The organism is Microcoleus pseudofavosus SVA1_A4, from assembly GCF_036700565.1.
Lineage (GTDB): Bacteria > Cyanobacteriota > Cyanobacteriia > Cyanobacteriales > Microcoleaceae > Microcoleus.
In genome coordinates this window covers 118,210-130,360 of sequence record NZ_JAUBPE010000010.1, presented here as the reverse complement: position 1 = coordinate 130,360, position 12,151 = coordinate 118,210, and the positions used below count along the sequence as shown (strand labels likewise).

The window sequence follows — 12,151 nt, the reverse complement described above, 5'->3', positions numbered from 1 at the left end:
TGATATAAACGGAGGACACGGCAGTGCCTTTTCCCTACAATTGATCGTGGTAGGGAAACGGCACTGCCGTGTCCTCTATATCATTCCGGTGCAGCCCGAATTGATATCAGTCGTATCAATGTATCCCAGACTACTATCTTTTGATGCCATAAATTTGCTATGAATAGCAAAACTAAACACTAGCGGGGCAAAACCTGTGGGCAAGTTTGATAAAATATTCAATTCCGAAGACAAATCCGAAGCAAGCTTGACTTTAGAAGAATCCGTAGCAGCGGTAGCGCTTGTCGCAGCCGAAGCAAATTCCCCTGACACGGATGCTGACATTTTAGAAAGCATACTTTGGGAATCAGAAATATTTGCTGAATACTCGGAAGATGATATGTCAGCAATGTTTCAAAAACTTGCCGGTATTGTCGCCCAAGACGGTTTAGGAGCATTATTTAATACTGCTTGGCAATCAATACCAGATGAGTTAGTGTTGGATACTTTTGCAATAACCGCAGCAATGTTTGTGGCAGATGGCGAAATATCTGACAAGCACGAGGCTTTTCTTCAGGAATTCCAGCAAGCATTGGGTGTGGAAGACGAGGAAGCTGCGGAAATTATCGAGGATGTAATTGCTGCTTACTCGGAAGTAGAGGGCGAAGAGTCTGATTTAGATGGGGCATTGTACGTATCTCCTGAAGGCAATTTTAGCGTCCCCATTCCAGTTGACGAGCAACGAGGCGGTAAAATTGATGAGCAAGAAGGCTGTGTCGCATTTTCTGACGACTTTGGCGTTTTGCTGAAAATTGATTATTTCCTTATTGCTGGTGAAGTGGAAGAAACAATCGAGTCGGTGGGCGAGGAAGCTTATCTCAAGTCTTTTCTCGACAATTTTGTTTCTCAGGCAATTCTTGCTAATGTTGCCAACTCTAAGTTACTCCACGCGGAATATTTAGAAGATGAAGAAGCTTATTTCGCGGTTTTGGATTTGCCTGCGGGTGCAACTATCAGCGTGCAAGAAAACGAGGGCCCTCTGACTCGACTGGATGCCTACCGGGGACTTATGGCTTTTATTGCTGACGATTTTTGCTACACGGTAAGCTGTCAGCGAATTTATCAGGAGGGGGATGAATTGGGTTCCCTGGAGTCTGAAGTTGAGGGAATTATGAACAATATTTTCGCGTTTATTGAGACTATTGAATTCTCGGCAGTCGCATAAACAAAACTTATTTAGGGGAGCTAAAAACTCGGTTTCTTTCTAGATGTCTCGCTGCTAAACTTGATATTTTCAGAGAAACCGGGTTTTTTTTGCCAAGCATCCTCAGAATATTACAGCATATTCCAGGTTCACGAAGTACATTCAATATCCCCGTAGGGACAAAGGCTTTCGCCGTGTCCCTACCTCTGCTATGTACCTCACATATCTGAAAAGTGCTGTATATGGTGTCTGGTCGATCGACCAAATTATATCAATTCCCGTTGCATCGAAATTAATATTACCCGAAATCAGGACACGGCAGTGCCGTTTCCCTACAATTAATCTGGCGCGCAAGAAACGGCACTGCCGTGTCCTCTATATCATTCCGGCGCAGCCGGAATTGATATTACTACAAACCTATAAGGATTATTTTACAATAAAATAGTGCGATCGAGAACCAGCTAAAAAACCGATTCTCGATCGCACTTCCAAATACATTCAGTCAACCACAGTCGAGAGACAGCAGCAATTAGCCGCCGTTTTCGACTAATTAGTAGTCTGAGCTTCCACCAATCTTTGCTTGAGTTCTTCCAGAGCACTCGCCCAGCGCGGATCTGGCTGCACTGAGCCGGAATCAGCGCTCGACACCGTTGTTGCCGACTGATTGCGGCGAGACTTGTTGTTGTCACCCCGACGGCGATTGCTTTTGCTGGAACCTCCTCCACCTTGGGTAGGGGGAGCCGAGCGCTGCTGTTGCTGCGGCGCAGGCACAGGCATAGGCACAGACGCCGACGCCGACACCAACTGCGGTGAGGAAGGCGACGACTGCTGCTGATCTTCTTCGCCCTTCTCAGATTTACCCTTAGAACGGGGCAGAGCCTTTTCTATTTTCAGCGGGTTTTCTTTGAACATCAAGCCGTTATATTTCTCAATAACTTGGTCGGCTTGTTCGTCGGTTAGCACCGTCACAAAACCGAATCCTCTGCATTTTCCAGTTTTGCGATCGGTAATTACCTTTGTGGTAACAGATTCGCCCTCCGGTGCAAAAACTTCTTGCAATTCTTGGCGATCGAGTTCCTTGGGTAGATTGCCAACATAAAGACGAATAGACATGAAAAATTCCTCCAGACGTGGATTTTAATTAATTTGCTCGAACAGAATTACCTGAAGTCAACTGAATATTGACTTCAGGCAAACACCACCTAACCCGAGAATTAGCGCATTCCTCCCACCAACCTTGACAGCTCCCCCCATCTTTTAGAACAAAAAGATGATTTACTCTGATAAGGCCGGAACTTAACCGCCGATGCAGAGAGCTTTTAAATCTCAGGTTGTTGTGTAAACTTTTAGTCATCACTCAAATGTTTAGGCTATTGGCTATTCTGTATTACTTGCTTCCGGTTTTGATTCAGAATGTTTATAGCCAGTGCCGTGTAGAAATTTATGTCCAAGGATGTCAATTGCAAGCGATCGGAATGCCAGTATTCAGTTTAATACAGTGATGGGTAAAATCGCTAACATTTTTTAGCCAGTAATCTTACCTCGCTCCTAATCTCGCTCCTAATGCTGAGAACTACTCACTTACCCGGTATCCCTTAAATTGGGCCCGGCAGCGTCCGACCATTCTTTAAAGGTATCACAGCCTTGGTAACAGAGCTAGTTATTTAGGAAGATTTCACGCTGAATTTAACGAAAACCACATCTGAATCACTTTTCTGAATTCATCCCGCACAGCGAATTTTGCTTTCGAAAAAAAACAGCCGGCCACCGGCTGACGGAACTTGCTGTGTTGGGAGGTTGACAATTTTTACGCAATCCCTTATCGATTTTAGCCAACTGAAGTTATCGCGCTATTTGGTTCAATCCAATTCCTGTAAACTAATGTAACAGGATGTCTGTAAAAAAGCAACTTTTGTTTACGAAGGAAGAGGCAAGAAGGAAGAAGAGTGTAGGCATTAGTGTCAACTTAAGCCTGAAACCCCTGATAAATCTCGTTTTTACCTGAGTCTAGATCCCCCTAAATCCCCCTTAAGAAGGGAGACTTTGAGGATATTTCTTGTCCCCCCTTTATTAAGGGGGGCGCCTGGGCGATCGAACCCTAATCGTCAAACAGCAGACCGGTACTACGTTTGACGTTACGTTAGGCATTAGTGTCAACTTAAGCCTGAAACCCTTGATAAATCTCGTTTTTACCTGAGTCTAGATCCCCCTAAATCCCCCTTAAGAAGGGGGACTTTGAGGATATTTCTTGTCCCCCCCCTTATTAAGGGGGGCGCCTGGGCGATCGAACCCTAATCGTCAAACAGCAGACCGGTACTAAGTTTGACGTTACGTTGACACCAATGAATAGTAGACTGCGCCACCAGCACGGAGAACATCGCCCATCCCCCGTTTAACTCAAAACTCATCTGGGGCTGCGCGTTGTGCGCGATCGAGTGCGGCAATCTGATAACTATTCCTCATACCTGTAAAAAATGCAATTGTAGGCAACCTCGAAACCCTTATGCAGTAAGTCATTTCCCATTCTTCAATCTAAAATCCAAAATCTAAAATCCAAAATCGTCTCACCTTGGGCCCTGGATAATGATGTATGCGCCCCAAAAAGCAGCAGCAAAAGCCAAAATCGCAGACCAAATCGGATGTCCGCTGTCACTAACCCTCCCTCCTTGACTGCGGAGACTTTCAAGGTCGATCGCCACAGTAGCACCCCGGCGCAGCCAACCAGTCGCCACAACAGATTTTCCGATCAAATCGCTGGGGCGAGTAGTCTCTTTGAACAAAAATGGCCACAAAGAGCCAATGTAGCCAAACCTCGAAACATAATGCAACCTCACCAAACCCGTCGCCGTCTGCAAAATCAAATCTTGTCCCAGCCAATTACCCATACCCGATCGACCCAAAAGTTGCCCGGAGAGCCGCACCGGTTGAGCATCCAGCGGCAAACTATCGGGATTTGACAAAATTTCCGGCAAACTCGGCGAAGCGGTTTCTCGCGGTGTAATGTCCGGGAAGAAATAATTGATCCGCATCAAAGTACCGATGCTAAATCCGATCGGCAAACAGCCCCAAATAATCGATCGATCGCCCCAAAGCCAATCCAACTGCCAAATACTCGTCCTCGAAAAAATCCCCCCAATCAGCCAAAGCACCCCGACTATCGCCAAACTCATCGGAATTCCAAAAAACGGCGCACCCTGTAAAAATAGTTTTGAGTCTTTAAATTCGAGTAATGACTTAAACAGAGCCAATTTTCCTTTCCTGGGTTGTTCTTCCACTCCCGCGTTTGCCAAATCTAACTCTGTCTCCAGTTGCCAGAATTGAGCATAAAGGGCCAACAGCTTCAAACGCTCTCCCAGCAAAGGATGCGCGCTGTTAACCGTCAACCAGTTGCGCTCCCGATTGCTGACATCCCACAGCAAAATCTGTTCCAGCGGCGCGTGTAATGCAGCAGAACCAAGGTTTACAGCTTGTCCAACGCCTACGGGTAACAATAGATCGAAACTTTCGAGGAAAAAGGTAGTTTGTTTTTGCTGCTCGATATTACCAGCAATGCCGATCGCAATTTTAGCCAGTGCCCGCGTCAAACCGTTAGGATTGCCCGTAATTTCCGCAGCAGTTCGATCGCTAAAATACACTCGGCGGCGCGACACCCACAACATCGGCCAGCGCAACAACTTGTAAATCCCGTAACTAATAGCAGAAATTGCAGCGGCCACAAATTTGACAGCATAACGAAAAAACTCGATCGTCATTAAATCGCACAACCTCTCTTGCCAGTGCGCCACCTGCCAATAAATCAAGTAAGGAATCTGAATCACCAGCAGCGCCAGCGACATCGGCGCAAAATCCCAGTGAGAAATATGGCCCAACTCCCGCGCGAAAATAGTAGCAATTTCATCATCCGTCAACTGTTCCAACAGCCCCCGACTCACAGCAATCCGAGCAAAACGGGGCAAACAGCCGTAACTGAAAGCTACAGGAACATTCAGCGGCAAGAGTTTCAGCACCGGCACCGCTATATTTTGCTTGGTACAAAAACTGCGGAGTACCCGACTAGCTTCTTTGCTGTGCTTCGATAAAACTGACCCGCGCAGGGTTTCGATGCCGCAAAACAGTTTCAGCAGCGCGTCTATCAGCCAGGGAGACGAGGCCAAAAGCAATCCAAAAACCATCTGAACAAACGGAGTTGGATCGCGGTAAAAAAGCTGAATCGGCGCGAAAATAGGCAGTCTACTGAATATGTAAAGCTGAACCAACAGAGAATTAGTGTTTGTCAGCAGGAATTGCAGGACAAACCGGGCTAGGAAAAATAGGGCGATCGCACTTGCAACGGCTTGCACCCGAAACTCCAGCAACTTCAGCGGTTTGAGGGGGCGCGGGCTTTTGGCGCGCCCCGCTTCGCGCCAACTCAGTTGGTAAGTATCGGGGCTGGCGACTCCGGGGATATCTGTTGGGGAACCGGAACTATTTTCGCCGCTAATTTCTGTATCGGGTGCGGTTTCGGTCGAGTTTTCCGGTTTGGGGGGTGGAGGCAGCGGGGAAATATGTTGCGATTTGGCATTTCCAGGCTCTACAGCCGGCTCTAAAGGTAAAAATCCTGTTTTTTTATCGGCGGTCGGTCGATCGCCCCCAAGCGATTTTTTCGGCGATTTTGTTCCGGCATCAAAGGCGACAAAGCCTGTTTCGGGGGGAGTTTCTGCGGATTTTGGTTTATTTTCCGGTGGTTTTGGGGGGCGAGGGGGGGTTAATTCTGTTAAAGCGCGATCGGCCCAAGTTTTGACTTGAGAGTTGGGACTTTTGGCGAGGGAAGAGCACAGGGCGATCGCCTTTTTCACATTACCGGCTGCTTTGTACGCAGCCACCAACCCCATCTGCGCGCGGATTCCCGACGACTGATTGGCCGCGGTTTGGGTAACGGATTCTAAAAGGGCGATCGCGCTTTGGTAATCTTTTTGTTTCAAAGCAGCTAACCCAGCCTCTAGAGAGTCTTTCACAGATGAATCCGCCGAATTTTGATTGTTTGGAGATGCCATGACTGTGCTTGCGATCGCGTCTTGTCTAAGATAGCTTGGCTGGTCGATCGATTACGGTTTTAACTCACATTTTGTACCATTGTCAGCAACAGGCAAGATGCCTGTTCCACAAAAGATAAATTTTCTCGCTTCACAGGCATCTTGCCTGTTCACAAAAGCTGATTGAGAAGGGTGCAATATCTCAGTTTTAACATATGCCCTAAATGCGATCGCCCCTAATTGATATCTATGCCCAATTTCAATCCCCCATTGGTATAATAAATTAACACCTCACCTGCACACTTATGCCAATAGACGACGAAGATTTTGAAAGCGAATCTATTAGCGGCGATCGCAAACTGGAACTTTTTACCGACAGATACGAATTTACCCGCCGATTTGCCTTTTATTTAAACGAAGACCCCGCGCGCCAACAAATTTTGTATTTTTACGGAGATGGAGGCAACGGCAAGTCTTTGCTGCTACAACACTTGCAGTTTCACTGCTGCAAAAGATTTTCGCCGCAGGTGTGGAAACAATTGCACGACATCCCAGAATCACAAGCCGCCCAAGTTGCTGATTTTGTCCGCTATGCTGAACCTAAGACCTACACTCCCATACCCGCAGTCAGACACGATTTCGGATTGATACCGATTAAAGAAGATAAACCGCAAGATAGATTTTACGGCTTGCTGATGCTGCGCCGAAATCTGGCAGCAGCAACTAAGAAATATAAATTTAAATTTCCCAATTATGACTTTGCTTGCTTTTGGTATTTGCTGAACAAAGGCGAATCACAGGCAACTCTCAACCAACTTTTCCCCGATGATGTGGCGGAATTGGTGGTACCTATAATTGAAACTTTTGCAGATTTTCCGGTGGTGGCGCAAGCGGTGGCGGTGCTCAAAGGGATAGATAAATTGGGCGGGATTAAGCGGGCGATGAAATTAATTCAAAATCGCTTGGGCGTCAGCGATGAAAAGGCGGAGGAAATTCGCCGTCTAGATATTGATACTGAGTTAACCGACTATTTGCCGAAATTGTTTGCTGGGGATTTGAATGCGACAATGGCTGGCAAGAATAAACCCGATCGCCTCGTGATGCTGTTCGATACTCACGAGAAAATGTGGGATGAAAAACGCAATTCTCAAGGCGCAACTTTTTGGTATCAAGATGAGTGGTTTCGGCGGTTGTTGAGGGCATTGGATTACAAATTGGGGATTGTAGTTGTTGTGGCGGGGCGAGAGTGTCCGGTGACGCAATTGCGGTGGCCGAATGCGTCAAGGTTTCCGATTCCCGCAGATTATATAGATGCACAATTGGTGTGGCATTTGTCGCCGGATGATGCGAGGGATTACTTGCACAAAGTGAAGATTGACAAGGCAGATTTTGCAGATGCTGTAATTAAATATGCCAGCGTCAATCCCGCTGATAATTTGGAGAATTTGCAGGTACATCCGTTTTATTTGGGTTTGTGCGCGGATGCGGTGCTGGCAGAAAGAAGGCGGGGAATTGAGTTGCTGGCGTCGGATTTTGCGCGGATTCCGAAGTTGGAAAACAAGACTGCGGAATTAACGGATCGGTTGCTGAGTTATGTCGATCGCGAAGTGCGATCGGCCGTGCATTCGCTGAGTGCTGGCCGCGCTTTTGATGAGGATTTGTACGTAAAATTGGGATCGGGTTGCCACTTCCAGGCAAGCAGTGCAAATTTTGAGATGTTGACGAGTTTTTCCTTTGTGTGGAAATCGCAGAAGCGGGGGGATAACTGGTATCGGATTCACGATTTATTGCGGCGTTTGGATGCCGATCGGGATCATCCGAAAACTCGCAGGGCTCATGAGGTTTTAGAGGGGCATTATCGAGAAGTGGGGAATGCGGCGGAGGCAATTTTTCATGCTAATCGCTTGGATTGGCAGCGGGGTGTAGAAGAATGGAAAGAGGTGTTTGATGAAGCTTTGAGAAAGAGTCGCTATAAGGAATGCGAGGCGCTGCTGGAAGTTAGAGATGAGTTGTGGATTAAAAGTGATTATTGGCTTGGTAGAGTTTCGCGATCGGAGGGAAATTACTATGCTTGGTTGGCTCGATATGTAGAGGCAAAACAAGAATATTTAGAGGCAGTTGCAGCCTATAATTCTGCTTTACTTATTGCACCGGATGATATCAATGCTCTCAACAACAAAGGGAATGCGCTGCAAAGTCTGGGTGATTTGCAAGCAAAGCTAAGTGAATTTGAGGCTGCAAAACAGTCTTACTTTGATGCGATCGCTGCCTTGAATTCTGCTTTACTTATTGTACCAGATGATATCGACGTTTTCAAGAACAAAGGGATTGCGCTGAAATGTCTGGGTAAGTTACAGGCAAAGCTAAGTGAATTTGAGGCTGCAAAACTTTCTTACTCAGAGGCAATCGCAGCCTATAATGCTGCTTTACTTATTGCACCAGATTATATCAATGCTCTCAACAACAAAGGGAATGCGCTGCGAGGTCTCGGTGATTTGCAAGCACGGCTAAGTGAATTTGAGGCTGCAAAACAGTCTTACTTTGATGCGATCGCTGCCTTGAATTCTGCTTTACTTATTGCACCGGATGCTATCTGTGTTCTCAACAACAAAGGGAATGCGCTGCGAGGTCTCGGTGAATTACAAGCACAGCTAAGTGAATTTGAGGCTGCAAAACAGTCTTACTTTGAGGCGATCGCTGCCTGTAATTCTTCTTTACTTATTGCACCGGATGATATCTGTGCTCCCAACAACAAAGGGAAGGCGCTGTTAAGTCTGGGTGATTTGCAAGCAAAGCTAAGTGAATTTGAGGGGGCAAAACAGTCTTACTTTGAGGCAATCGCTGCCTTGAATTCTGTTTTACTTATTGCACCGGATGATATTGGTGTTCTCAACAACAAAGGGATTGCGCTGCAAAGTCTGGGTGGTTTGCAAGCAAGGCTAAGTGAATTTGAGGCGGCAAAACAGTCTTGCTCAGATGCGATCGCTGCCTTTAATTCTGCTTTACTTATTGCACCGGATGATAACTATGCTCTCAACAACAAAGGGAATGCGCTGATAAGACTGGGTAGTTTGCAAGCAAAATTATCTGATCGACAGGAAGCACTCAAAAATTGGCAAGAAGCACTGGAAATGTTTAATCGATCTTTAGCCATTGCTCCTAATGGTGATTCAATTCGCAATAGGCGCGATGCACTGCAAAAATTTCTCGCTAATTTGGGTGACGATACTGTCACCAGTTACCTCGATCGCAAGGAGTAAAGACGCGGCATTAAGGAGAAAAACCTGTCGAGTTAACTTACACCGAAAGTTCACAGGATTTACGCACTCCGACAAAGAAACCGGGTTTTTGGCCGAATCTACGAATCACAACCAAGTATTCTGGAAAAAACCCGGTTTCTGGCCATTCGCTCGTCAGCCTTCAAAGAAACCGGGTTTTTGGCCGAATCTACGCATCACAACCAAGTATTCTGGAAAAAACCCGGTTTCTGGCTACCCGCGCGTCCTCAAAGAAACCGGGTTTTTAGCCGAATCTACGAATCACAACGAATATTATCTAAAAAACCCGGTTTCTGGGCCCCATACGTCAGTCCTAAGACTTGACGCTTAAGTTGACGGCGCATAATTCTTGCTCTTTTCCGATTCTAAGTATTGCTTGTAAGCCACTTCATCGCCACCAAAAGAATCGATCGATACCTGTCGTTTCGGCATCGATTTCAGAGGAGCGTCGATCGGGCTATACCGACAGTAACACATCACAATTACATCATAATCGCTCATCGGAGTTGGAATATCAGGCGTATATGTTTGCACCCGTACAACTTCCCAATCGCTGACGCGATAATGAGTATTGTGCGCGTGCTCGTTTGGATCGTGTTCTGACTCCACCCGCACAAATTCTACAGGGCGATATCCCGGTTCAGGAATCGGTTCCTCAGAAGAATCCCAGTTTTCTGCAATGATAAAAGTTAGAGCTTGGCTGTGTTGGAGTTTTCTCTGTCTCCAGCCTTCATCTTCACCTGACTCAGCTTGAAAAACAATGTATTTTTGCATTACTCTTCCTCCTTTTCTTCGAGATAGTTGGGAAATTCTGTTTTCCCTTTGAACACGCAATCAACTTCAAAAATGTACTTATTTTCGATTTCCTCAATGTCGATCAGTTTCCAGCCATACTTCTTTTGCATATCCCGGCATTTCTGCGGGTTGGTGGCGCTATGTCGAGAAATATCCCTATCTGAATCGTAGCGCAGCCACCTATTTGGATCGTTATTTGTCATTATTGATATAGCTCCTGTGTTGGCTCTACAACATAGGAAAAGTCGTCTTGGCTCGGTGTTTGCAGCACTGTGTCAAGGCGCATCTTTAGAGTTGATTTATTTTATGATAATGCCAAATCATGCTTTAATACCCTCTTTATTCCAAGGCTTTCACTGTTGTAGGATTGACGGACTCCGACCAAAGAAACCGGGTTTTTGGCCGAATCTGCGAATCACAACCAAGTATTCTCGTAAAAACCCGGCTTCTAGCCACCCATGCGTCATTCCTCAAAGAAACCGGGTTTTTGGTCGAATCTGTGCCTCACAACGCAGTATTCAAGGGAAAAACCCGGTTTCTCGGCCCCATGCGTAAGCCCTAAAAAAACTTAACCTTGCAGCTTACCGCCCAGATTTTCTCGGCGATGCACTGTCAGCCCGCTTCCGACGGATCAGCACGCTCATCACCTGCTTCGGATTAGCCGCACGCTGTACGGGACTCCAATCGCCCACTTCTGCAAATCCCAGCCGGTACAAAGTGAGTATGGTTTCCCTGACACCCGATTGCGAACCGACAACCGTTAACAGCACCACTTCCTGTTCGCATACTGCTGCTGAGTCGTCATTTGGCCGATCGTCCAAGTTGTCGTCAGGCAAGAATTCCTGTGACATATTATGTTCTCCTGGTTTTGGGTTTTCTAGGGAAACCCAAAAACCCAGCCGCCCCGCATTTCAACGCATAGCAGGGCGGCTACAGAGAATGTTAAGATTCTCGGAGCCTCCAGACTGCTGTGATCAGTTTGGCGGTTATGCTGTCCATTGCTGTTAGCGCAGCTTTGGGCAGTGCAACTAGATTTTTGGGCGACGCGGGCTGCCTCCTGTGCAAGCAAAGCAACCTCTCAATTCACAGCGTAGCCGCATAGGGGGCCAGCCGTCAACCGATTTTAGATTTTAGATTTTGGATCTTAGATTTTGGATTTATTCGTTACCAGCGTCAGCGGCTGGAAACCAGTTAGTTGGGCCGAAATGCTAAATTAAAAGTAATGTTGCTTTAGTACAACCATGTCCAAACGACTCACCATTGCCCAAGCACAGCAGCAGCTTCCAAACCTACCCCAAGAACTTATCAATGAGCCTATCATCATCACTCAAGATGGGGTTCCCGTTATGGCTGCAATGAGCTACACGCATTTGACTGAACTGTTAGAAACCTTAGATATTCTCACCGATACAGAATTCGTTGCCAAATTGCGGCAAAGCATCACCCAAGCACGCCAAGGCGAAACTATTTCCTGGGAAAATGCCAAAGCAAAATTGGGACTATGAATCACGAAGAAAATGCGATCGAATATGAGATCCAGCTTACGCCACTGGCACTGGAAATGTTGGAGGCAGTCAAAGATCGACGAGAACAGGAAAAATTGCGCGATCGCATCGATCAACTAAAATTTGAACCACAAAAGCAAGGCAAAGCCCTTGTAGATAACCTATCAGGATTTCGCAGCATCCGAGCTGTTGGACAGCGCTATCGTATAGTTTATCAAGTCGAACAAGATCGAGTTCTAGTTGTTGTCGTGGGACTAGGGAGACGTAAAGATGGTGACAAAAAAGACATTTACACCATCTTAGAAAAACTGTTAGAGCCGTGATTGTAACTTCTTCTATCCGGCATATTTAAGCCGAATAAATATCATTTGTATGGAC

General features: G+C 46.4%; 9 protein-coding genes. 4 read left to right on the top strand and 5 right to left on the bottom strand.

Annotated elements, in window-relative coordinates; all coding sequences use genetic code 11:
- Positions 1–196: 196 nt before the first annotated feature.
- A complete protein-coding gene (locus QUA02_RS06845; protein WP_333026244.1) occupies positions 197–1,204 on the top strand; it encodes a tellurite resistance TerB family protein in 1,008 nt (335 codons plus the stop codon).
- 525 nt (positions 1,205–1,729) lie between these two features.
- On the opposite strand, the gene QUA02_RS06840 is transcribed toward QUA02_RS06845, so the two are convergent.
- Together QUA02_RS06840 and QUA02_RS06835 are read right to left on the bottom strand one after the other, a co-directional pair.
- Complete coding sequence (locus tag QUA02_RS06840) at positions 1,730–2,296, bottom strand: RNA recognition motif domain-containing protein (RefSeq protein ID WP_333026243.1); 567 nt, start codon at positions 2,294–2,296, stop codon at positions 1,730–1,732.
- A 1,451-nt stretch (positions 2,297–3,747) separates the two neighbouring features.
- Positions 3,748–6,216, bottom strand: a complete 2,469-nt coding sequence (locus QUA02_RS06835; protein ID WP_333026241.1) for a M48 family metalloprotease — start codon at positions 6,214–6,216, stop codon at positions 3,748–3,750.
- Positions 6,217–6,500: 284 nt separating this feature from the next.
- Here QUA02_RS06835 and QUA02_RS06830 point away from each other — a divergent pair, with 284 nt between their 5' ends.
- Positions 6,501–9,455, top strand: coding sequence for a tetratricopeptide repeat protein (locus QUA02_RS06830; RefSeq protein WP_333026240.1), 2,955 nt, complete (start codon positions 6,501–6,503; stop codon positions 9,453–9,455).
- Between the two features lie 345 nt (positions 9,456–9,800).
- Here the strand turns inward: QUA02_RS06830 and QUA02_RS06825 are convergent, their stop codons facing one another.
- The 3 genes from QUA02_RS06825 to QUA02_RS06815 form a co-directional block, all read right to left on the bottom strand.
- The gene (locus QUA02_RS06825; RefSeq protein ID WP_333026239.1) at positions 9,801–10,247 is read right to left on the bottom strand and encodes a hypothetical protein; all 447 of its coding nucleotides are present in this window, start codon (positions 10,245–10,247) and stop codon (positions 9,801–9,803) included.
- Complete coding sequence (locus tag QUA02_RS06820; protein WP_333026237.1) at positions 10,247–10,471, bottom strand: hypothetical protein; 225 nt, start codon at positions 10,469–10,471, stop codon at positions 10,247–10,249. Before QUA02_RS06820 ends, QUA02_RS06825 begins: the two co-directional genes overlap by 1 nt.
- A gap of 378 nt (positions 10,472–10,849) precedes the next feature.
- The gene (locus QUA02_RS06815) at positions 10,850–11,119 is read right to left on the bottom strand and encodes a hypothetical protein (RefSeq protein WP_333026235.1); all 270 of its coding nucleotides are present in this window, start codon (positions 11,117–11,119) and stop codon (positions 10,850–10,852) included.
- Between the two features lie 390 nt (positions 11,120–11,509).
- On the opposite strand from QUA02_RS06815, the gene QUA02_RS06810 reads away from it, so the two are divergent.
- Complete coding sequence (locus tag QUA02_RS06810) at positions 11,510–11,773, top strand: type II toxin-antitoxin system Phd/YefM family antitoxin (RefSeq protein WP_015177371.1); 264 nt, start codon at positions 11,510–11,512, stop codon at positions 11,771–11,773.
- Positions 11,770–12,096 (top strand): type II toxin-antitoxin system RelE family toxin, encoded by a 327-nt coding sequence (locus QUA02_RS06805; protein WP_333026234.1) that lies wholly within the window; start codon positions 11,770–11,772, stop codon positions 12,094–12,096. Before QUA02_RS06810 ends, QUA02_RS06805 begins: the two co-directional genes overlap by 4 nt.
- The last annotated feature ends 55 nt before the right edge of the window (positions 12,097–12,151 follow it).

What these genes read in the sequence shown, in the direction of transcription:
- QUA02_RS06840 (WP_333026243.1), bottom strand. Translation starts at nt 2,296, where the DNA reads ATGTCTATTCGTCTTTATGTTGGCAATCTACCCAAGGAACTCGATCGC.
- QUA02_RS06835 (WP_333026241.1), bottom strand. Translation starts at nt 6,216, where the DNA reads ATGGCATCTCCAAACAATCAAAATTCGGCGGATTCATCTGTGAAAGAC.
- QUA02_RS06830 (WP_333026240.1), top strand. Translation starts at nt 6,501, where the DNA reads ATGCCAATAGACGACGAAGATTTTGAAAGCGAATCTATTAGCGGCGAT.
- QUA02_RS06825 (WP_333026239.1), bottom strand. Translation starts at nt 10,247, where the DNA reads ATGCAAAAATACATTGTTTTTCAAGCTGAGTCAGGTGAAGATGAAGGC.
- QUA02_RS06820 (WP_333026237.1), bottom strand. Translation starts at nt 10,471, where the DNA reads ATGACAAATAACGATCCAAATAGGTGGCTGCGCTACGATTCAGATAGG.
- QUA02_RS06815 (WP_333026235.1), bottom strand. Translation starts at nt 11,119, where the DNA reads ATGTCACAGGAATTCTTGCCTGACGACAACTTGGACGATCGGCCAAAT.
- QUA02_RS06810 (WP_015177371.1), top strand. Translation starts at nt 11,510, where the DNA reads ATGTCCAAACGACTCACCATTGCCCAAGCACAGCAGCAGCTTCCAAAC.
- QUA02_RS06805 (WP_333026234.1), top strand. Translation starts at nt 11,770, where the DNA reads ATGAATCACGAAGAAAATGCGATCGAATATGAGATCCAGCTTACGCCA.